This is a genomic window from Streptomyces sp. NPDC048420, assembly GCF_040651535.1.
Lineage (GTDB): Bacteria > Actinomycetota > Actinomycetes > Streptomycetales > Streptomycetaceae > Streptomyces.
This window is the reverse complement of sequence record NZ_JBEZKG010000035.1, coordinates 48,333-67,870: the sequence shown is the minus strand read 5'-3', so window position 1 is coordinate 67,870 and position 19,538 is coordinate 48,333. Positions and strand designations below refer to the sequence as shown.

Annotated in this window: 18 protein-coding genes and 1 pseudogene; 10 read left to right on the top strand and 9 right to left on the bottom strand. The window is 70.2% G+C overall.

Annotation, left to right across the window (positions count from 1 at the left end):
* Nucleotides 1-89: 89 nt before the first annotated feature.
* The 4 genes from AB0D34_RS41655 to AB0D34_RS41640 all read right to left on the bottom strand — a co-directional run bounded on the left by AB0D34_RS41655 (nucleotide 90) and on the right by AB0D34_RS41640 (nucleotide 3,767).
* Nucleotides 90-1,040: a M28 family metallopeptidase gene (locus AB0D34_RS41655; RefSeq protein WP_362672002.1), complete on the bottom strand. Its 951-nt coding sequence runs from the start codon at nucleotides 1,038-1,040 to the stop codon at nucleotides 90-92.
* Nucleotides 1,041-1,190: 150 nt separating this feature from the next.
* A complete protein-coding gene (locus tag AB0D34_RS41650; RefSeq protein ID WP_362672000.1) occupies nucleotides 1,191-1,658 on the bottom strand; it encodes a VOC family protein in 468 nt (155 codons plus the stop codon).
* A 121-nt stretch (nucleotides 1,659-1,779) separates the two neighbouring features.
* Nucleotides 1,780-2,727 (bottom strand): EamA family transporter RarD, encoded by a 948-nt coding sequence (gene rarD / locus AB0D34_RS41645; RefSeq protein WP_362672027.1) that lies wholly within the window; start codon nucleotides 2,725-2,727, stop codon nucleotides 1,780-1,782.
* A 185-nt stretch (nucleotides 2,728-2,912) separates the two neighbouring features.
* Nucleotides 2,913-3,767, bottom strand: coding sequence for an SDR family oxidoreductase (locus AB0D34_RS41640; RefSeq protein WP_362671998.1), 855 nt, complete (start codon nucleotides 3,765-3,767; stop codon nucleotides 2,913-2,915).
* A gap of 91 nt (nucleotides 3,768-3,858) precedes the next feature.
* Between AB0D34_RS41640 and AB0D34_RS41635 the strand changes: the two genes are divergently transcribed.
* Both AB0D34_RS41635 and AB0D34_RS41630 read left to right on the top strand, forming a co-directional pair.
* Complete coding sequence (locus AB0D34_RS41635) at nucleotides 3,859-4,251, top strand: helix-turn-helix domain-containing protein (protein WP_362671996.1); 393 nt, start codon at nucleotides 3,859-3,861, stop codon at nucleotides 4,249-4,251.
* Nucleotides 4,252-4,272: 21 nt separating this feature from the next.
* Nucleotides 4,273-4,489, top strand: a pseudogene (locus AB0D34_RS41630) (hypothetical protein).
* Nucleotides 4,490-4,545: 56 nt separating this feature from the next.
* Here the strand turns inward: AB0D34_RS41630 and AB0D34_RS41625 are convergent.
* The 5 genes from AB0D34_RS41625 to AB0D34_RS41605 all read right to left on the bottom strand — a co-directional run bounded on the left by AB0D34_RS41625 (nucleotide 4,546) and on the right by AB0D34_RS41605 (nucleotide 11,424).
* Nucleotides 4,546-5,625 carry a 2-oxoacid:ferredoxin oxidoreductase subunit beta gene (locus tag AB0D34_RS41625; protein WP_362671994.1) on the bottom strand — a complete coding sequence of 360 codons (1,080 nt, stop codon included), beginning with the start codon at nucleotides 5,623-5,625 and terminating at the stop codon, nucleotides 4,546-4,548.
* Complete coding sequence (locus AB0D34_RS41620) at nucleotides 5,618-7,546, bottom strand: 2-oxoacid:acceptor oxidoreductase subunit alpha (protein WP_362671992.1); 1,929 nt, start codon at nucleotides 7,544-7,546, stop codon at nucleotides 5,618-5,620. The genes AB0D34_RS41625 and AB0D34_RS41620 overlap by 8 nt, the downstream gene beginning before the upstream one ends.
* A gap of 233 nt (nucleotides 7,547-7,779) precedes the next feature.
* The gene (locus AB0D34_RS41615; RefSeq protein ID WP_362672024.1) at nucleotides 7,780-8,439 is read right to left on the bottom strand and encodes a response regulator transcription factor; all 660 of its coding nucleotides are present in this window, start codon (nucleotides 8,437-8,439) and stop codon (nucleotides 7,780-7,782) included.
* A 282-nt stretch (nucleotides 8,440-8,721) separates the two neighbouring features.
* Entirely contained in the window at nucleotides 8,722-10,065 is a 1,344-nt protein-coding gene (locus AB0D34_RS41610) for a sensor domain-containing protein (protein WP_362671990.1), read from the bottom strand.
* A gap of 141 nt (nucleotides 10,066-10,206) precedes the next feature.
* On the bottom strand, nucleotides 10,207-11,424 hold the full coding sequence (locus tag AB0D34_RS41605) for a sensor domain-containing protein (RefSeq protein ID WP_362671988.1): 1,218 nt from the start codon (nucleotides 11,422-11,424) through the stop codon (nucleotides 10,207-10,209).
* A 225-nt stretch (nucleotides 11,425-11,649) separates the two neighbouring features.
* Between AB0D34_RS41605 and AB0D34_RS41600 the strand changes: the two genes are divergently transcribed.
* From AB0D34_RS41600 to AB0D34_RS41565, 8 genes are read left to right on the top strand one after another with little or no spacing between them, the layout of a single operon-like run.
* Nucleotides 11,650-12,072 carry an NADH-quinone oxidoreductase subunit A gene (locus tag AB0D34_RS41600; RefSeq protein WP_362671985.1) on the top strand — a complete coding sequence of 141 codons (423 nt, stop codon included), beginning with the start codon at nucleotides 11,650-11,652 and terminating at the stop codon, nucleotides 12,070-12,072.
* Nucleotides 12,063-12,746 (top strand): NADH-quinone oxidoreductase subunit B family protein, encoded by a 684-nt coding sequence (locus AB0D34_RS41595; protein WP_362671983.1) that lies wholly within the window; start codon nucleotides 12,063-12,065, stop codon nucleotides 12,744-12,746. Before AB0D34_RS41600 ends, AB0D34_RS41595 begins: the two co-directional genes overlap by 10 nt.
* Entirely contained in the window at nucleotides 12,743-14,713 is a 1,971-nt protein-coding gene (locus tag AB0D34_RS41590; protein WP_362671980.1) for an NADH-quinone oxidoreductase subunit C, read from the top strand. The genes AB0D34_RS41595 and AB0D34_RS41590 overlap by 4 nt, the downstream gene beginning before the upstream one ends.
* Nucleotides 14,710-15,678, top strand: coding sequence for a complex I subunit 1 family protein (locus AB0D34_RS41585; RefSeq protein ID WP_362671978.1), 969 nt, complete (start codon nucleotides 14,710-14,712; stop codon nucleotides 15,676-15,678). Before AB0D34_RS41590 ends, AB0D34_RS41585 begins: the two co-directional genes overlap by 4 nt.
* 2 nt (nucleotides 15,679-15,680) lie before the next feature.
* Entirely contained in the window at nucleotides 15,681-16,343 is a 663-nt protein-coding gene (locus tag AB0D34_RS41580) for a 4Fe-4S binding protein (protein WP_362671975.1), read from the top strand.
* Nucleotides 16,340-17,131, top strand: a complete 792-nt coding sequence (locus AB0D34_RS41575) for an NADH-quinone oxidoreductase subunit J (protein WP_362671973.1) — start codon at nucleotides 16,340-16,342, stop codon at nucleotides 17,129-17,131. The genes AB0D34_RS41580 and AB0D34_RS41575 overlap by 4 nt, the downstream gene beginning before the upstream one ends.
* Complete coding sequence (gene nuoK / locus AB0D34_RS41570) at nucleotides 17,131-17,547, top strand: NADH-quinone oxidoreductase subunit NuoK (protein ID WP_362671970.1); 417 nt, start codon at nucleotides 17,131-17,133, stop codon at nucleotides 17,545-17,547. Before AB0D34_RS41575 ends, nuoK begins: the two co-directional genes overlap by 1 nt.
* Nucleotides 17,544-19,538 (top strand): NADH-quinone oxidoreductase subunit L, encoded by a 1,995-nt coding sequence (locus tag AB0D34_RS41565; protein WP_362671968.1) that lies wholly within the window; start codon nucleotides 17,544-17,546, stop codon nucleotides 19,536-19,538. The genes nuoK and AB0D34_RS41565 overlap by 4 nt, the downstream gene beginning before the upstream one ends.

The window sequence follows — 19,538 nt, the reverse complement described above, 5'->3', positions numbered from 1 at the left end:
CCTCCACCCCGCACGACGCTCGCACGCACCGGACGCCGCTCCCCGGCCCGCGCTGATCCGTCAGAAGGGCCTTAGCCCAGGAACCCCTGTTACTGCGACAGCTCCCACACCGCGTACGCCACCGCGTCGCTGTTGCGGTCCAGGGCCGTGTCGTTGATGTTGGCCGTGGTGTCGCACGACGAGTGGTAGCAGCGGTCGAAGGCCAGCCCCGCGGTCCCGCCCCACTTGGCGGCCTGCGCCGAGGTCTTGGTGTAGTCCGCCCCGCTGAACAGCCCGCCCACCGGCACGCCCGCGTTCTTGAACGGCGCGTGGTCGGAGCGGCCGTCCCCCTCGGTCTCGATCTCGGTCGGGACGCCGAGACCGGCGTAGTGCTCCTTGAAGGTCTTCTCGATGGCCGGGTCGTCGTCGTAGACGAAGTAACCGGGGTTCGGCGAGCCGATCATGTCGAAGTTGAGGTAGCCGCTGATCCGTGAACGATTCGCCGTGGACAGGCTGTTGACGTAGTACCTCGACCCGACCAGGCCCAGCTCCTCCGCACCCCACCACGCGAACCGCAGGTGCTTGGTGGGTTGGTAGCCGGCCCGGGAGACAGCAAGTGCGGTCTCCAGAACGGCCGCCGAACCGGAGCCGTTGTCGTTGATGCCCGCGCCCGCCGTCACGCTGTCCAGGTGCGAGCCGGACATGACCACCTGGTTGGTGTCGCCGCCCGGCCAGTCCGCGACGAGGTTGTAGCCGGTGCGGCCCGAGGACGTGAACTGCTGGACCGTCGTGGTGAATCCGGCCGCGTCCAGCTTGGCCTTCACATAGTCGAGCGAGGCCTTGTACCCGGTACGGCCGTGCGCGCGGTTGCCGCCGTTGGCGGTGGCGATGGACTGCAGCTGGGTCAGATGCGCCTTCACGTTGGCCACCGGGATGTCCGGGGCCGCGGCCACCGCGGGCTGTCCCGCGGGGGCCGCGCCGGCTATGGATCCGCCGGCCAGGAGGGAGACGGTGACGACGACGGCGGTGGCCGTGACGCGTCCGGGAACCGAGAGCTTCATGTGGGGGGCTCCGAATTCCATGGGAATCCCCGAACTCACAGGGACTCCACAGCGAATGGGTGCCTGGATGGTGAAGCTGAGGTTGACTCACCGTCAAGGGCGGAATCCGGTCAGGGAGTTCGCATACCGGACCGCAGGACCCGGACGCGATCAGTGGACGCAGAACTCGTTCCCCTCCGGATCCGTCATCACCACCCACGCCCCCGAGGGTTCGCTGACCTCGCGCAGCACCCTCGCCCCGAGTCCCGTCAGCCGCTCCACCTCGGCCGGACGCCTCCCCTCCCCGGGGTGCAGGTCGAGATGGAGCCGGTTCTTGACTGTCTTCGGCTCCGGCACGCGCTGGAAGAGCAGCCGCCGCCCCAGACCGGTGCCGCTGTCCTTGTCGTACGGATCGTCCGGATGCCGTACGGCGACCAGATTCCGGAAAGCCAGCCTGGCGTGCCACTCGACAGTGTCCTCGCGCGGCAGCGCGCCGAGCTCCAGCAGCCGCTGGATCAGCGCGTCGTTGTCCTCGATCGTGTAGTGCAGCGCGGCGGCCCAGAAGTCGGCCTGGGCGTGCGGGTCGGCGGCGTCGACGACCAGTTTCCAGTGCAGCGGTACGGGTGTTGTCTCCGTCATGGAGTCACTTATAGCGGCGAAGTAGGTCACTGACGGTCCTGCGGCACGGCATTGCGAGCGGGCTGCTGCACACGGCGACCCAGTTCGGCTCGGCGATCGGGATCTCGACGGTGACGGCGGTCTACGGCCTCGCGGCGGGCGAGTCCAGCGGCTCAGGACCCGAGGCCAGGCTCTCCGCCTTCCGTACGGCGCCGGCGGTGCCCGTCGTCATGGTGGTGCTGGGCCTCGCGATCTCCCTCCTGAGCGTCCGCGCGGTGCGCAGGGCGTCCCAGGTGAGCAGCGACAACGCCAGCCAGACCAGCGCGAACCCGGCCCAGCGCTCGGGCGGCATGGCCTCGTGGAAGTAGAAGATGCCGAGCAGGAACTGGAAGACCGGGGCGAGGTACTGCAGCAGCCCCAGCGTGGACAACGGCACCCGGATCGCCGCGGCGCCGAAGCAGACCAGGGGGAGCGCGGTGACGATGCCGGTGGAGGCGAGCAGCGCCGCGTGTCCCGGGCCCTCGGTGGCGAAGCTGAGGTCGCCCCGCGAGCTCAGCCACAGCAGATAGCCGAGCGCGGGCAGGAACTGGATCGCGGTCTCGGCGGCCAGCGACTCGACCCCGCCGAGGTTCACCTTCTTCTTGACCAGGCCGTACGTGGCGAAGGAGAACGCGAGCGTGAGGGAGATCCACGGCGGCCGCCCGTACCCGACGGTGAGCACGACCACCGCGGCGGCCCCGACCCCCACCGCCATCCACTGCACCGGCCGCAGCCGCTCCTTCAGCAGCAGCACGCCCATCGCGATGGTGACGAGCGGATTGATGAAGTACCCGAGCGAGGCCTCGACCACATGCCCGCTGTTGACGGCCCAGATGTAGACGCCCCAGTTCACCGTGATGACGGCGGCGGCGACGGTGACGAGCGCGAGCCTGCGCGGCTGCCGCAGCAGCTCACCGGCCCAGGCCCAGCGCCGGACGACCACGAGCGCGACGGCGACGAAGGCGAGCGACCACACCATCCGGTGGGCGAGGATCTCCGCAGCCCCGGCGGGCTTGAGCAGCGGCCAGAACAGCGGCACGAGCCCCCACATGCCGTACGCGGCGAAGCCGTTCAGCAGACCTATGCGCCCCTCGCCCCTCGACTTCACGGACCCTCCTCCTCGCACCGTCCTCGCCCGCACGAAGGTAACGCCGAGCACCCCCGCCTGTCATGCCCGTATCGCTATACGGTCATGACAGGCGGGGGTGGCGCACCCAGGGACTGCCGGGGAGTAGGTCAGCCCTTGAGCGCGACCGCGATGGACTCGGAGATCGGGGTGGTGGGACGGCCGGCCAGGCGGGACAGGTCACCGGAGGAGACGACCAGCTCGCCCTTCTCGATGGAGGCGTCGACACCGGCGAGGATCCCGGCGAGCGGCCCGGGCAGCCCGGCGCCGGTCAGGATCCCGGTGTAGGCCTCGACGGAGACGGCGTTGTAGGCGATCTCCTTGCCGGTCTGCTTGCTGACCTCGGCCGCGTACTCGGCGAAGCCCCAGGCCTCGTCGCCGCCGAGCTCGTACGTCGAGTTCTCGTGCCCCTCACCGGTCAGCACGGCGACGGCGGCGGCCGCGTAGTCGGCGCGCGAGGCGGAGGAGATGCGGCCGTCACCGGCGGCCTGGACGACCGCGCTGTACTCCAGGACGGGGGCGAGGTTCTCCGTGTAGTTCTCGTTGTACCAGCCGTTGCGCAGCAGCGAGTAGGGCAGGCCGGAGGCGAGCAGCGCCTCCTCGGTGGCCCGGTGGTCGTCGGCGAGCGCGGCCGTGAGGGTGCCGGGGGCGCTGGTGTACGCGAGCAGCGCCACGCCCGCGGCCTTGGCGGCGTCGATGACGACCTGGTGCTGGCCGGGGCGGCCCTTGTCGAACTCGTTGCCGGAGACCAGCAGCACCTTGTCGCCGGCCGCGAAGACGCTGTCGAAGGTCTCGGGGCTGTTGTAGTCGGCGACGGCTATCTTCACACCCTTCGCCGCGAAGTCGGCGGCCTTCTCCGGGGTGCGGACGACGGCCGTGATCTGCTCGGCCGGGACCTTCTCGAGCAGCTGCTCCACGACGTGGCGGCCGAGGTTTCCGGTGGCTCCGGTGACGACGATGCTCATGATGTGCGATCTCCTTGTGGGGTGCGTTGGCACTAACCATAGGGGATGCGCTAACTCTGCGAAAGTACCCACTTTGAAGTAAGGTACTGGCATGACGGTAAGTGCTGAGCAGATTCTCCCGGAGGCGGCGACGGGCGAGACGATGTGCCCCCACCGCATGGTCCTGGAGCACGTGACGAGCCGCTGGGGTGTCCTGGTCCTGATCCACCTCCTCGACCGCCCGCACCGCTTCAGCGAACTGCGCAGGGCGATCGGAAGGGTCAGCGAGAAGATGCTGACCCAGACCCTGCAGACCCTGGAACGGGACGGCCTGGTCCACCGGGACGCCCACCCCGTGATCCCGCCCCGCGTCGACTACTCCCTGACCGACCTGGGCCGCGAGGCGGCGGAACAGGTGCGGGGGCTCGCGGAGTGGACCGCGAGGAGGATGGGGGCGGTGCAGGGGGCGCGCGAGGCGTACGACGCGGCACGGAATCGCGCCTGAGCGCTCCCTTCCCACGATCAGATGCGCCGACGCCCTGAGCACCTTCAGGGACCTGCATCGATGGAGACCTGCCCTGGCATCTTCGAACTGAGCGACGGCCGCTTCGCCGTCATCGGCACCGAAGCCACCGCCGACCTGGACCCCCTTCTCCCCTCGGACGCCGCCCGCGCCGACTACGAACGCATCGCCGTCGTCACCCGCGAGACTTCGCGCCAGGAGGGACATCCCCGACGTGTGAACGGCGAAGGGCCCGGATGCCGTGCTGCATCCGGGCCCTCGGTGTCTCCGGCTCCGTCAGCCGACGACCGTCCAGGTGTCGCCGCCGGCGAGCAACGCCCCCAGATCCCCCTTGCCGTTCTGCTCAACAGCCGAATCCAGCTGGTCCGCCATCTGCGTGTCGTACACCGGCCGGACCACCGACCGCAGCACCCCGATCGGCGTGTGGTGGAGCGTGTCCGGGTCGGCCAGGCGGGACAGGGCGAAGGCGGTGGTCGGGGACGTGGAGTGGGCGTCGTGGACGAGGATCTGGGACTCGTTCTCCGGAGTCACCGGCACCACCTTCAGGTCACCCGTCGCCGCGTCCCGGACCACACCCTTGGACAGGTCCCCGCCGAAACGGATCGGCTGCCCGTGCTCCAGGCGGATCACCGCCTCCTCGGCCTGCTGCTTGTCCTTCAGTACCTCGAAGGCACCGTCGTTGAAGATGTTGCAGTTCTGGTAGATCTCGACCAGCGCGGTGCCGGGGTGGGCGGCCGCCTCGCGCAGCACCGACGTGAGGTGCTTGCGGTCGGAGTCCACCGTCCGCGCCACGAAGGACGCCTCCGCGCCGAGGGCGAGGGACACCGGGTTGAAGGGGGCGTCCAGCGAGCCCATCGGCGTCGACTTCGTGATCTTGCCGACCTCGGAGGTGGGGGAGTACTGGCCCTTGGTGAGGCCGTAGATCCGGTTGTTGAAGAGCAGGATCTTCAGGTTCACGTTCCGCCGCAGGGCGTGGATCAGGTGGTTCCCGCCGATCGACAGCGCGTCACCGTCACCGGTGACCACCCACACGCTCAGGTCCCGCCTGCTGGAGGCGAGGCCGGTCGCGATCGCCGGCGCCCGCCCGTGGATCGAGTGCATGCCGTACGTGTTCATGTAGTACGGGAACCGCGACGAGCAGCCGATGCCCGAGACGAAGACGATGTTCTCCTTGGCCAGTCCCAGCTCCGGCATGAAGCCCTGGACGGCCGCCAGGATCGCGTAGTCACCGCAGCCGGGGCACCAGCGGACTTCCTGGTCGCTCTTGAAGTCCTTCATGCTCTGGCGGGCCTCGGCCTTGGGGACGAGGGAGAGTGCCTCGATCGTGCCCGTGCCTTCCGTGGACGTCTCAGCCATCGATGGCCTCCTTGAGAGCCGTGGCGAGCTGTTCGGCCTTGAACGGCATGCCGTTGACCTGGTTGTAGCTGTGCGCGTCGACCAGGTACTTCGCCCGCACCAGCGTGGCGAGCTGCCCGAGGTTCATCTCCGGGATGACGACCTTGTCGTACGACTTCAGCACCGCGCCCAGGTTGCGCGGGAAGGGGTTGAGGTGGCGCAGATGAGCCTGCGCGATCGACTCGCCGGCCGTGCGCAGGCGTCGTACCGCCGCCGTGATGGGCCCGTACGTCGATCCCCAGCCCAGCACCAGGGTGCGCGCCTCGTGCGGATCGTCCACTTCCAGATCCGGTACGGCGATCCCGTCGATCTTGGCCTGGCGGGTACGGACCATGAAGTCGTGGTTGGCCGGGGCGTAGGAGATGTTGCCCGACCCGTCCTCCTTCTCGATCCCGCCGATGCGGTGTTCGAGACCGGGTGTGCCGGGCACGGCCCAGGGCCGGGCGAGGGTCTGCGGGTCGCGCTTGTAGGGCCAGAAGACCTCGGTGCCGTCGTCCAGGGTGTGGTTCGGGCCCTGCGCGAACTGCACGGTCAGGTCCGGGAGTTCGTCCAGTTCCGGGATCCGCCAGGGCTCCGAGCCGTTGGCCAGGTAGCCGTCGGAGAGCAGCATCACCGGGGTGCGATAGGTCAGCGCGATGCGGGCCGCCTCCAGCGCCGCGTCGAAGCAGTCGGCCGGGGTGCGCGGGGCCACGATCGGCACCGGCGCCTCACCGTTGCGCCCGAACATCGCCTGGAGCAGGTCCGCCTGCTCGGTCTTGGTGGGCAGACCGGTGGACGGCCCGCCTCTCTGGATGTCGATGACGAGGAGCGGCAGCTCCAAGGAGACCGCGAGGCCGATGGTCTCCGACTTCAGGGCCACGCCCGGACCGGAGGTCGTGGTCACCGCGAGCGAACCGCCGAAGGCCGCGCCCAGGGCCGCGCCGATCCCGGCGATCTCGTCCTCGGCCTGGAAGGTCCGTACACCGAAGTTCTTGTGCCGGCTCAGCTCGTGCAGGATGTCCGAGGCCGGGGTGATCGGGTACGAGCCCAGGAACAGCGGCAGATCCGCCTGCTGAGACGCGGCGACCAGCCCGTAGGACAGCGCGAGGTTCCCGGAGATGTTGCGGTAGGTGCCGACCGGGAAGGCCTTCGTCGCCGGGGCGATCTCGTAGGAGACGGCGAAGTCCTCGGTGGTCTCACCGAAGTTCCAGCCCGCGCGGAACGCCGCCAGGTTCGCCTCGGCGATCTGAGGCTTCTTCGCGAACTTGGTGCGCAGGAACTTCTCCGTGCCCTCGGTGGGCCGGTGGTACATCCACGACAAGAGGCCGAGCGCGAACATGTTCTTGCTGCGCTCGGCCTCCTTGCGACTGAGGTCGAAATCCTTGAGGGCCTCGACGGTCAGCGTGGTCAGGGGGACCGGATGAAGGCTGTAACCGTCGAGCGATCCATCCTCCAGCGGCGAGGCCGCGTACCCCACCTTCTGCATCGCCCGTTTGGTGAACTCGTCCGTGTTGACGATGATCTCCGCACCGCGCGGCAGGTCCGCGATGTTCGCCTTCAGCGCCGCCGGATTCATGGCCACGAGGACGTTCGGCGCGTCGCCTGGAGTGAGGATGTCGTGGTCGGCGAAGTGCAGCTGGAAGGACGAGACACCCGGCAGTGTTCCGGCAGGAGCCCGGATCTCGGCGGGGAAGTTGGGAAGGGTGGACAGGTCGTTGCCGAAGGACGCCGTCTCCGAGGTGAAACGGTCACCGGTGAGCTGCATCCCGTCACCGGAGTCGCCCGCGAAACGAATGATCACCCGGTCGAGACGGCGGACGTCCTTCACGCCGGTCTCTTTGCGCTGCTCTCCCACGACGGCTTCGTCGGCCTGCTCCGCTGGGCTGCTGACCTGACTGGTCACTGAACTGGACCTCCCTCTGGGCGGCTGTTCGGGAGCGGCCTTCCCGCAGGCCTTCCCAGGATCAACCCTACGACCGCAGGGGTCGGCTTCCCTCGGCCATTCGCATGATGGACGTGGTTTTGAGACGCTACGGCACCCTGACTTGTCACGATTTACACGCCCCCCGGCGCTTTCGTTGAAGACGCTCCCTCTCGTCCTGCGGTTCTTCGGCTCTGCATGGTGGGTCGGGTGGTTCAGGAGTTCAGATAGGTGAGGACGGCCAGCACCCTGCGGTGGTCCCCGTCGCTCTGCGAAAGGCCGAGCTTCAGGAAGATGTTGCTGACGTGCTTCTCGACGGCCCCGTCGCTGACCACGAGCTGCCGCGCGACGGCCGAGTTGGTCCGCCCCTCGGCCATGAGCCCGAGCACCTCCCGCTCCCGGGGCGTGAGATTGGCGAGCACGTCCTGCTTACGGCTGCGTCCGAGCAGCTGGGCGACCACCTCGGGATCGAGGGCCGTACCGCCCTGGGCGACCCGCACCACCGCGTCCACGAACTCACGCACCTCCGCGACCCGGTCCTTGAGCAGGTACCCCACCCCGCGACTGGACCCGGCCAGCAACTCGGTGGCGTACCGCTCCTCCACGTACTGCGACAGTACGAGTACCCCGAGTCCGGGATGTGCCTTGCGCAGTTGTACGGCCGCTCGCACGCCTTCATCCGTGTGCGTCGGAGGCATCCGCACATCGGCTACCACGACGTCGGGCAGCTCGCCCTGTGCGTCCAGCTCACCGATGGTCTTGATCAACGCCTCCCCGTCGCCCACACCGGCCACGACGTCGTGCCCGCGGTCGGTCAGCAACCGGGTCAGGCCCTCCCTCAGCAGCACTGAATCCTCGGCGATGACCACCCGCACCCTGTCCTCCACGACTCTCGGCCCCCCAGCCCACACCCTGCCCGCCCGCCGGACAAGTCCAGCATTCCAGCATTCGGATGCGGAGGGGTGCGGGCAACGGGATTAGGGGGCCTTTCTCAGCCCGTCCGGCGTTTGAGGACGAGGCCCTTCGGGCCGACCGGGGTCTGGGGGCGCAGCCCCCAGGGGGTTCGGGGTCGAAGGGGCAGCGCCCCTGGGGGATGGGACGGGTAAGGGCGGCGGGGGCGAAACCCCCACCGCCCGCTCACGCGGAACCGGAACCCGTCACACCCGATCCCCCCGCCAAGGCAACTCCGCGGTCACCCGAGTAGGCCCCCCAACCGGCGAGTCCACCACCAGAATCCCGTCGACCGCATCCAACCGCTCCGCCAGCCCCGCAAGCCCGGACCCGGAGGACACATCGGCCCCACCCACCCCGTTGTCCACGACCTGAAGCAGCAGCCGGTCCTCCACCCGCCACACATCCACCGCCGCCCACGTGGCACGGGAGTGCTTGCTGATGTTCTGCAGCAGCTCCGACACCGTGAAGTACGCGATCCCCTCGATCGCCGGCGCCGGCCGGGCGGGCAGATCCACCTCCACCTGCACCGGCACCGTGCACCGCGACGCCACGGAGGACAGCGCAGCGTCCAGCCCCCGGTCCGTCAGCACCGCCGGATGAATCCCCCGCGCCAGGTCCCGCAGCTCCTGCAGCGCCGTCTTCACCTCACCGTGCGCCTCGTCCACCATCCGCGCCGCCGCCTGCGGATCCTCCGAGAGCTTCTCCTTCGCCAGCCCCAGATCCATCGCCAGCGCCACCAGCCGGGCCTGCGCACCATCGTGCAGATCCCGCTCGATCCGACGCAGGTCCGCAGCCGCCGTGTCCACCACGACCCCCCGGTCCGACTCCAGCTCCACCACCCGCGCCGACAGCCGGGTCGGCCCGAGCAGCCCGTGCACCATCACCCGGTCCACCGTCGTCAGCGCCCGCACGATCCACGGCGTGGCCAGCGTGAACAACAGCCCCACCAGCGCGGTCACGGTGATCTCGAACGGGTTGTCCAGGTAGATGTGGTGGGTCTCGTCGCCGTAGAGCTGGAGCCCGTCCTGACCGCCGTACACCGGGAAGAGCCAGAACCACAGCGGATACGTCAGCAGCGCCCAGCCGTACACCCAGAAGTTCACCGCGACGACGAACGAGAAGATCGCCCACGGCAGGTGCAGTACGGAGTACAGCAGCGTCCGCCACGAGGTCCCGCTCTTGAGCACCGCCCCCATCCACGCCATGAACCCGGACTTCCGCATCCTGAGCGGCTCCGGATCACCGACCTCCAGGCCCAGCAGGCCCCGCGCCCGCGCCCGCTCCAGCGCCCCGAGCCCACGGCATCCGGCGAGTCCGGCCGCGAAGACCGGAATGCCGAGGAAGGTCACGAGGAGGCCCGCACCGAGCGAGACCATCGTGACGGCGTACGTGAACAGCAGGACGCTGATCGGCAGGCTCAGCAGCACATAGCCGAACTCCCGCCAGGTCCGCCCCTCGAACGGCGCCCGCAGCCCGGCCGGCAACCGGCGCCGCCGCACCTCCTCGGGGAACCCGAGCCCGCTGTCGTACCCGTAGTCCGTGGCCATCGACGTCGTCCTTCTTCTCTCGTCCCGCGCCTGTGGAGTCGTAACCGGTGTCGTACCTCCACCCTGCTGGGCCGCAGCTCAACGGACCATGGAGGCCGTCGGCGTCTTGGAAGGGGGGTTTTCCCTACCCCGCTTCGGCTGCTACGGCCTTTCGGGCGCCCGGTCCCGCCACGGCAGCTCCGCCGTGACGACCGTCGGGCCGCCCGGCGGGGAGTCGATGACGAACAGGCCGTCCACCGCGTCAAGGCGTTCCGCGAGCCCGCGCATACCCGTGCCGCCGTCGAGGTCGGCGCCGCCGCGGCCGTCGTCCCACACCTGGATGAGCAGCCGGTCCTCCGCCCGCCACACGTCGACCGACGCCGACCGCGCCCCACTGTGCTTGCTGATGTTCTGCAGCAGCTCGGAGACGGTGAAATAGGCGATGCCCTCGATCGCCTGGACCGGCCGCGAGTCGAGGTCGGCGGTCACCTTCACCGGCACCGTGCAGCGCGAGGCGACCGACGAGAGGGCGGCATCGAGCCCGCGGTCGGTCAGTACGGCCGGATGGATGCCCCGCGCCAGGTCCCGCAGCTCCTGGAGCGCCAGCTTCACCTCGCCGTGCGCCTCCTCGACCATCGCCTGCGCGTACTGCGGGTCCTCCAGGAGCTTCTCCTTCGCGAGACCGAGCCCCATCGCCAGGTTGACCAGCCGGGCCTGCGCACCGTCGTGCAGATCCCGCTCGATGCGCCGCAGGTCGGACGCGGCCGCGTCCACCACGACTCCCCGGTCCGACTCCAGTTCCGCGATACGGCGCTCCAGCTCGTCGGAGGGCGACAGCAGAGCGCGCACCATCGCCCGGTCCACGTTGGCGAGGCCCCGCGCGATGAACGGCAGCACCGGCCACAGCACGAACAACGAGGTCAGCGTGATGGTGAAGGTGACAACGCCCCACGGCAGCCGGATGAACTCGTACAGCACCGTCCGCCAGCCCACCGGGTCCTTGATCCCCATCCACAGCTGGGGAAAGAAGCCGTTGCCGCTGTTCTTGGTGCGCCACGGCAGCGGACTCGGTTCGTCCACCCGCACCCCCAGCAGCCCCCGGGCCCGCGCCCGCTCCATCTTGCCCAGCTGCCTGGCACCCAGCAGCCCGGCCGCCAGCAGCGGGAACCCGATCACCGTGACGGTCAGCCAGAATCCGGTGAACAGCACCGTCACGACGTAGGTGAAGCCGAAGATCGACACGGGAAGGTTCGCCAGGAGGTGCGCGATCTCCTTCCAGGTGTGCGCGCCGTAGGCGAAACGGGCCGGCGGCAGCCGCCCGCCCTCGTTGCTCTTTGTGGCGGTCACGGCACGGCTCGGCGAGGAGTGGCGTTCGGTCATATGGGCTAGCGTGCCGCGCGAGAGAGCCGGGCGCCATGAGGCGGGCCGCCGCGATGTGCTGGGGAAAACCCCACCCCGGTCTTCCGGATGCCTTTCCTGGGGTGACGGGCTGCTTACTGCGCCTTTACGAGGGCCTAGACTCCCGTGCGTACAGATCGTCGAACAGCGGTGTTCAGCGTTCAGCGGTGTTCACGCAGCGGTGTCCACAGGGAGCGAGGGGCGGACGTGCCGGAACCGACCGTCGTCGATGCAACCGTCGTCGATCCGACCGTCGTCGCGGCGGACTACTTCCAGTCGTACTCGGTCGTCGGACTGCTCGCCGTCGTCGGCGTCCTGTTCGTCGCGGTCGCCTTCGGCGCCGGCCGCCTGCTGCGACCCGTGGTCCCCACTCCCGAGAAGCTCCTGACGTACGAGTGCGGAGTCGACCCCGTCGGGGAGGGCTGGGCCCACACCCAGGTCCGCTACTACGTCTACGCTTTCCTGTACGTCATCTTCGCCGTCGACTCGATCTTCCTGTTCCCGTGGGCGACGGTGTTCGCCGCCGACGGCTACGGCGCGACCACCCTCGTGGAGATGTTCATCTTCCTGGGCTTCCTCGCCGTGGGCCTGCTGTACGCGTACAAGAAGGGTGTCCTGGCATGGACGTGACCCCCTCGGAGCCCGTTCTGCTCCCGGAGCCGAAACGGCTGGGCGCCCTCGCCCGCCTCGCCCCCGAACCGATGAAGGTGATCCTCAACTGGGGCCGCCGGTACTCGCTCTGGGTCTTCAACTTCGGCCTCGCCTGCTGCGCCATCGAGTTCATCGCCGCGTCGATGGCCCGCCACGACTTCATCCGCCTCGGAGTCATCCCCTTCGCGCCGGGCCCGCGCCAGGCCGACCTGATGGTCGTCTCCGGCACGGTCACGGACAAGATGGCCCCGGCCGTGAAGCGCCTCTACGAACAGATGCCCGAGCCCAAGTACGTCATCTCCTTCGGCGCCTGCTCCAACTGCGGTGGCCCCTACTGGGACTCGTACTCGGTGACGAAGGGCGTCGACCAGATCATCCCCGTCGACGTCTACGTCCCCGGCTGCCCGCCGCGCCCGGAGGCCCTGCTCCAGGGCATCCTGAAGCTCCAGGAGAAGATCGCCCGGGAGTCGCTGGGGGAGCGGTACGGGGTGACCGGGGGCCGTGCGTCGGTGGCGGCACTGCAGAGCGGGTTGGTGAAGCCGCCGGAGCCTTCCGGGGTTTCTGGCGCTGCGGGCGGTCCGGAGTCTTCCAGCGGTTCTGGCGCTGCCGGCAGTCCTGCCGCTGGCGCACCGGCTGAGGGAGACGCCACGTGACTGCTGCTGTGGGCTGGCTCCCCGCCCCCGCCGAGGACCTCTTCGGCCCCGACGCCACCGCCGAGGAGTCCTACGAGGTCCTGACGGTGGACGTCCCGCCCACGACCTGGCTCACCGCACTGCGCGTCGCCCGCGACGAACTGGGCTGCACCTATTTCGACTGGCTCAGCGCGGTCGACGAACCCGGCACCGGCTTCCGCGTGGCCGCCCACGTGGCCGCCCTCTCCCCGGTACGGCGCCTGCTGCTCCGCACGACGATCTCCCACGAGACGCCCGTACTCCCCACCGCCGTCGACATCTACGCGGGCGCCGCCTGGCACGAGCGCGAGACCCACGAGATGTTCGGCGTCACCTTCGAGGGCCACCCCGCCCTCGCCCACCTCCTCCTCCCGGAGACCTTCGAGGGCCACCCCCTCCGCAAGGACTTCGTCCTGGCCGCCCGCGTCGCCAAGTCCTGGCCCGGCGCCAAGGAACCGGGGGAGCCTGCGGCGGGTGCGGCACACGGCGGCCCCAAACGCCGCCAGATGCTCCCCCCAGGAGTCCCCGACCCCAACGAATGGGGCCCCCTGAAAGGCCAACTCCCCCCAGCCCCAACCCGCCCAACCCGCACCCCCTCCGACCGCCCACCCCGAGCCACGGGCGACCGTCCGGTCCGTCGTGCGCGGTCGGCTGCGGAGGGTTCGGCGAGTCAGGCGGAGGGTTCTGGAGCGGCGGGTTCTGTGGGTGCGGCGGGTGCGGCGGGTGCTGGTCCGCGTCGTGCGCGTACGGCTGCGGAAGGGTCGGCGAGTCAGGCGGAGGCGTCGGGCGGCGGGACCGGAACTGCGGCGGCTGGCCCACGTCGAACCCGTTCCGCCGCCGAGGGCTCGGAGAGCCAGACCGCGCCCGGGGTGACGGAGGCGACGGACGGTGGTCCGGAGGCTTCGCCGACGAGCGTGCCCCGCCGTACGCGTACCGCTTCGCAGGGCTCGGCCAGCCAGACAGAACCCGGAACCGAAGGCACCGGGGGAGGTTCGGCACCCCTGGCCGGCAGTGCACCCGAGTCGGACGCCCCGGCGACCGGCTTGCCTCCTTCCTCGGCAGACGCCCCCTTGCCAAACTCGTCCGCGCCGACCTCCGACACCTCTGCCCCGGACGCTCCCGCACCGCGGCACACGGGAGCGGCGGGCAGCGCCCCGGCCGGACCCCGTCGGTCGCGCAGCGCCTCGACCGGTTCCGCGAGCCAGCGCGCGACGACCGGCTCCGAGTCGTCCCCCGGCGACACGGGCACGAACCCCGCCCCCCCGAAGGCCCCCACCACCCCCCGCAGCCCGGACGCACCGTGGCATCACGCCCGCCCGGCTTTCGACGACCCGGAAACCGCGCGAACTCCCACCCCCGAGAAGACGGACGCCACCGAGCACTCCGAGCAGACTGAGGTTCCTTCGGAGCCCGGGAGTCCTGAGCAGACCGAGGTTCCTTCGGAGCCCGCGAGTCTTGAGCAACCCAAGGTTCCTTCGGAGCCCAAGACTCCCGATCAGGGCCAAGTTCTGTCGGAGCCCAGGTTCCCCGTGGAGCGCGGGGCTTCCGTGGAGCGGGAGGCCTCCGAGGAGCTCGAGACTTCTGCGGCGCCCGATCCTTCCCCGGGGCACAAAGTTCCCGAGGACAGCGAGCCTTCCCAGGAGTCCAAGCCCCCCAGGGCCTCCGAAGCCCCCAGCCCTTCCTCGGGGTCCCGCCCTCCTGCGGAGCCCCACCCTTCCGGGACCTCCGACGGCCCCGGGACCCCCGGCGGCACCGAGACCCCCGGCGACCCCGAAGCGCCCGGACGACCTGAAGAGCCCGTCCCCGCCCCCGAAGACAGCGGCCCGAACCCCGAGGGCGTCGACTCAGGCCGGAGCGATCCCGACCCGGGCCCCGACGACTCCACCCCGGACGAGCCCCCGACCCGCGACACCCCCCACCCCGACAAGCCCGCCGGAGGCCCGCAGTGAACGACGCTCTCGACGTCGCCCTGCGACTCCTGATCGTCTTCGTCGTCTTCCTCACCTTCCCCCTGATCATCGGCCAGACCGAGCACAAGGTGATGGCCCACATGCAGGGCCGCCTCGGCCCGATGTACGCCGGCGGATTCCACGGCTGGGCCCAACTCGTCGCGGACGGCGTGAAGTTCGCCCAGAAGGAAGACGTCGTACCAGCGGGCGCGGACCGCCGTGTCTTCCAACTCGCCCCCGCCGTAGCCCTCCTGCCCTACCTCCTCGTCCTCCTCGCCATCCCGATCGGCCCCGGCGAGGGCGCCGTCGGGGAGGTCGTCGACGCGGGCGTGTTCTTCGTGCTCGCAGTGATGGGCGTGGGTGTCCTCGGCTCCCTCATGGCCGGCTGGGCCTCCGCCAACAAGTTCTCCCTCCTCGGCGGCCTCCGCACCGCCGCACAGCTCCTCGCCTACGAACTCCCGATGCTGCTCACCGCCGCCTCCGTGGCGATGGCGGCCGGAACCGTCTCCCTCCCCGGCATCCTCGACGCCTTCGAGTGGTGGTGGGTGCCCTGGCAGATCGTCGGCGCGATCGTCTTCTTCGTCGCCGGCCTCGCCGAACTCCAGCGCCCTCCCTTCGACATGCCCGTCGCCGACTCGGAGATCATCTTCGGCGCATACACCGAATACACCGGTCTCCGCTTCGCCCTGTTCCTCCTCGCCGAGTACGCCGGGATCGTCGTCCTGTGCGGCCTCACCACCGTCCTCTTCCTGGGCGGCTGGCACGGCCCCTGGGGCGCCGACGGTCTCGGCTGGGTCTGGACCCTCCTCAAGACGGCCGTGCTCGCCTTCGTCGTCATCTGGCTCCGCGTGACCTACCCCCGCCTGCGCGAGGACCAGCTCCAGAAGCTCTCCTGGACCCTCCTCGTCCCCCTTTCCCTCGCCCAGATCGCCCTCACCGGCATCGTCAAGGTGGTGATCCAGTAGCTATGGCTGAGCCTCTCCCGCCCACCCGGCCCCGCATCCCCGGCAGCGGCCTCGCCAAGGGCTTGGCGGTCACTCTCCGCACGATGACGAAGAAGACCGTGACCGAGCAGTACCCCGACACCCAGCCCGACCTCCCGCCCCGCACCCGCGGAGTGATCGGCCTGTTCGAGGAGAACTGCACGGTCTGCATGCTCTGCGCCCGTGAGTGCCCCGACTGGTGCATCTACATCGACTCCCACAAGGAGACGGTCCCGGCGGCCACCCCCGGCGGCCGCGAGCGCAGTCGCAACGTCCTCGACCGCTTCGCCATCGACTTCTCCCTGTGCATGTACTGCGGTATCTGCATCGAGGTGTGTCCTTTCGACGCCCTGTTCTGGTCCCCGGAGTTCGAATACGCCGAGACCGACATCCGCGACCTCACCCACGAGCGGGACAAGCTCCGCGAGTGGATGTGGACCGTCCCGGCCCCGCCGGCCCTCGACCCCGGCGCGGAGGAACCGAAGGAGGTCGCGGCCGCCCGCAAGACCGCCGACAAGCTGGCGGCCACGCAGGCGGAACCGCAGTCCGGACCACAGCTGGGCCCGCCGTCGGAGTCGCAGCCGGGTCCACAGTCGCAGCCAGGCCCACAGTCGGGGCCGACCGCTCCTGAGGGAGGCACCTCGTGAGCCTCGCCGCAGCCACCGCGACGCTGGCGCACCCCGCGCTGACCACCGGCGCCGCCCAAACCCACGGCTTCCTCTCCCCGACCGGCGTCGAGATCGCCTTCCTGCTCGTCGGCCTGGTCACCTTCGGCGCCGCGATCGTCACCGTCACCACCAGGCAGCTGGTGCACGCCGCCCTGTGGCTGGTGGTGGCCCTCGGCGGTCTCGCCGTCGAATACCTCCTGCTCACCGCCGAGTTCATCGCGTGGGTGCAGGTCCTCATCTATGTCGGTTCCGTCGTCGTCCTCCTTCTGTTCGGTCTGATGCTCACCAAGGCCCCCATCGGCCGCTCCCCTGACGCGGACTCCGGGAATCGCTGGGCCGCCCTCACCGTGGCCCTCGGCGCGGCGGCCGCCCTGGTCTGGGTGGTCGTCGACGCTTTCCGCACCACCTGGATCGACCTGGACGGTCCTGCCGCCGGCTCCACCGAGGTCACCGGAGCGAGCCTCTTCCAGAACTGGGTCCTCCCTTTCGAGGCCCTCTCCGTCCTGCTCCTCGCGGCGCTGGTCGGCGCGATCGTCCTGTCCCGCAAGGCGAAGGCGGAGTCGAGCTCTCCCCCTGTGAACTCCCGAGCTGCGACCGGTAGTTCCCCATCCGTCCCGGGTTCCCGTAATCACCCGATCGGGCGAAATGGCTCGGTCAAGGGAACTGGGCCGGTCAAGGGAACCGCCTCGGCCGGAGCAACTGAGCCAGCCCAGGCGACCAAGCCCGCCGAGGGATCAGGGTCGGCCGCACAGGAAGGCGCCCGCTGATGCACCTCGCCTATCCCGCCGTACTCTCCGCCCTCCTCTTCTGCACCGGTCTGTACGGCGTCCTCGCCCGCCGCAACGCGATCCTCGTCCTGATGTCGGTCGAGCTGATGCTCAACGCCGTCAACCTGAACCTGGTCGCCTTCGATGTCTGGCTCAGCAGGACAGCCGAGGAGACCCTGCACTCCGGCCAGGCCCTGACCCTGTTCACCATCGCCATCGCCGCAGCCGAGATCGGCATCGGCCTCGCGATCGTCCTCGCCGTCCACCGCAACCGCGGCACCGCCGACATCGACAAGCTCCGCGACACGGCCGAGGGCCACGAACCTCACGGCCCCCACGACTCCGACGGCGCTGCCGACGCGGCCGAGCAGACCGCACGGTCCGGGCGGACCGGGAAGGCTGAGGCCACCGCGTGACCACGACCAACCTCGCCGTCCTCGTCCCCCTCCTTCCCTTCCTGGGCGCCGCGGCCGGCCTGCTCCTCGGCCGCACTGCCCCCGCCTTCGTCCGGCCGCTCGCCGTCCTACCGCCACTGGCCGCCCTCGCGCTCGCCACGGTGGTAGCCGCACGCCAGGGCGGCGACCAGACGGTGAACGCCGCCACCGAACTCACGCCGACCGGTTCGGTCCCGATCGAACTCGCCCTGCACATCGACGGCTTCGCCGCCCTCGTCGCCGTCCTGGTCGCCTTCGTCGCCACCTGTGTGCAGATCTACTCGACCGGCTATCTTCGGGACGACCCGCGCTACCCCTCGTACGCCGCTCTCGTCTCCCTCTTCACCTCCGCGATGCTGCTTGTCGTCTACTCGGGCGACCTGATGGTGCTGCTGGTCGGCTGGGAGATCATGGGCATCTGCTCGTACTTCCTGGTCGGCCACTACTGGGAGACCCCGGAGGCCCGCGCCGCCTCCCTCAAGGCCTTCCTGGTGACCAAGCTGGGTGACGTCCCTTTCCTGATCGGCCTGTTCGCACTGGCCACCGACGCGGGCTCCTTCCGGATCACGAAGGTCCTCGACACCGTCGCGCGCGGCGGACTCGACCACCCGACCCTGATCGCCCTGCTCCTGCTCGCCGGGGTGGCGGGCAAGTCGGCCCAGTTCCCGCTGCACACCTGGCTCCCCGACGCGATGGCGGGCCCCACGCCCGTCTCCGCACTGATCCACGCGGCGACGATGGTCGCCGCCGGTGTCTACTTCATCGCCCGTCTCCTCCCGGTCTTCGAGGCCTCCCAGGCCGCGATGGTGATCCTCGCCGTCATGGCCGCCGTCACGATGCTCGGCTCGGGTCTCGCCGCGCTCGCCCAGGACGACATCAAGCGCGTCCTCGCCTACTCGACGATCGGCCAGCTCGGCTACATGACCGGCGCCCTCGCCGTCGGCGACCGCGGTGCCGCCGTCTTCCACCTCCTGTCCCACGGCGCCTTCAAGGCGCTGCTGTTCCTCGCGGCCGGCGTGGTCATCCACGCCGCCGGCACCAACTCGCTGGCCGCCATGTCCCGCATGAAGGACCTGCGCGCCCGTGTGCCCGACGCCTTCTGGACGATGACCGTGGCGCTCCTCGCGCTCGCCGCGATCCCGCCCTTCAGCGGTTTCTTCTCCAAGGAGTCCGTGCTCGGCGCCGCCGAGCACGTGGCCACCGGCCACACCGAGCACGCACCCGGCGGCGCGGGCTGGATCACCCTGGTCGCCGGCCTCCTCACGGCCCTGCTCACCGCCGCGTACGCGACACGGCTGTGGCTGCTGGCCTTCCACGGGCGGGGCGCCGAGGCCCCCGACCACGGTCGCCAGCCACTGACGATGAACGTGGTGCTGTGGGTCCTGGCGGCCCCCTCCCTCGCCCTAGGCGCCTTCGCCTACCGCGTGCTGCCCGACTGGTTCGACGGCCGCGACCTCACCCCGACCCTCACCACCTCCGTCGTCGGCACGGGGGTGGCCCTGGTCGGCGGCCTCCTCACCTACGCCGCCTGGCGGCACACCAGCGCGCTCGCCGCCCGTGCCCCGCTGGGAGCGGTCGCCGCCCACCCCGAGGGCGACGCGGGACTCGTCGAGGCCGAGGCCATCGCCACCCACGAGCCCGCGTACGGAGACGTGGCCTACGCACCCGATCCCGCGGACCCCGGACGGCTGCTGCTCGGCCCCCTGCACCGCCACGCGGCCGTCGGCTTCCACCTGGACGCCCTGTACACGGCCGTCTTCGTCCGCCCGGTCCAGGCCGGAGCAACCCTCGTCCGGTTCCTGGACCGCGAGGTCGTCGAGACCTACGTACGGGGTGCGGGCACGCTGCCCCGCTGGCTGGGTGCCGCCGTACGACGCGCCCAGACCGGAAATCTGCAGACTTATGTGAGCGCGCTGCTCGCCGGCACCGTCGTCCTCGCGGTCGCCGCCGTCCTCGTCGCCACGGGAGCGTGA

What these genes read in the sequence shown, in the direction of transcription:
- AB0D34_RS41655 (WP_362672002.1), bottom strand. Translation starts at nt 1,040, where the DNA reads ATGAAGCTCTCGGTTCCCGGACGCGTCACGGCCACCGCCGTCGTCGTC.
- AB0D34_RS41650 (WP_362672000.1), bottom strand. Translation starts at nt 1,658, where the DNA reads ATGACGGAGACAACACCCGTACCGCTGCACTGGAAACTGGTCGTCGAC.
- rarD (WP_362672027.1), bottom strand. Translation starts at nt 2,727, where the DNA reads ATGTGGGGGCTCGTGCCGCTGTTCTGGCCGCTGCTCAAGCCCGCCGGG.
- AB0D34_RS41640 (WP_362671998.1), bottom strand. Translation starts at nt 3,767, where the DNA reads ATGAGCATCGTCGTCACCGGAGCCACCGGAAACCTCGGCCGCCACGTC.
- AB0D34_RS41635 (WP_362671996.1), top strand. Translation starts at nt 3,859, where the DNA reads ATGACGGTAAGTGCTGAGCAGATTCTCCCGGAGGCGGCGACGGGCGAG.
- AB0D34_RS41625 (WP_362671994.1), bottom strand. Translation starts at nt 5,625, where the DNA reads ATGGCTGAGACGTCCACGGAAGGCACGGGCACGATCGAGGCACTCTCC.
- AB0D34_RS41610 (WP_362671990.1), bottom strand. Translation starts at nt 10,065, where the DNA reads ATGGCCACGGACTACGGGTACGACAGCGGGCTCGGGTTCCCCGAGGAG.
- AB0D34_RS41605 (WP_362671988.1), bottom strand. Translation starts at nt 11,424, where the DNA reads ATGACCGAACGCCACTCCTCGCCGAGCCGTGCCGTGACCGCCACAAAG.
- AB0D34_RS41595 (WP_362671983.1), top strand. Translation starts at nt 12,063, where the DNA reads ATGGACGTGACCCCCTCGGAGCCCGTTCTGCTCCCGGAGCCGAAACGG.
- AB0D34_RS41580 (WP_362671975.1), top strand. Translation starts at nt 15,681, where the DNA reads ATGGCTGAGCCTCTCCCGCCCACCCGGCCCCGCATCCCCGGCAGCGGC.
- nuoK (WP_362671970.1), top strand. Translation starts at nt 17,131, where the DNA reads ATGCACCTCGCCTATCCCGCCGTACTCTCCGCCCTCCTCTTCTGCACC.